Annotated in this window: 1 protein-coding gene; it reads right to left on the reverse strand. The window is 55.7% G+C overall.

The window, feature by feature from the left end:
* Window positions 1-368 (reverse strand): hypothetical protein (locus AC1DBD_RS17980; protein WP_476982751.1); only part of this gene is annotated, 368 nt, incomplete at both ends.

A 368-nucleotide genomic window follows, 5' to 3' on the forward strand; every position in this document is an offset into this window, starting at 1 on the left:
CATGTACTCGGATGCCAGCGACAGGAATGTCGACGCATACGAATCGTTGGAGTCGGCGGGACACTGGATCGGGGAATTCAGATCGCCACCAAACTTGACGTCGTTGATGGTGTAGTTCGCAGGGCTGACGTTCCGGATATACAAGTCCATGTAAGTCCGAACTTCATTGGGACGGTCCTTGATGAAGGCGAACAGGCCGATATTCGCAAAATACCAATTGAGCCAGTTGCTGCCAACGCCAACCTGATAGGCGCCGGCAAAGGGGCCCGTGGTAATTTTCAAGGCATCCAGATTGGCGAGGATATCGAAGCCCGAATTCACCTGCGCGACCTGACGGGTGGGGGCCGCGGCAGTCGATTCTGCAGGGT

This window comes from Arthrobacter sp. 10T419 (genome assembly GCF_056394105.1).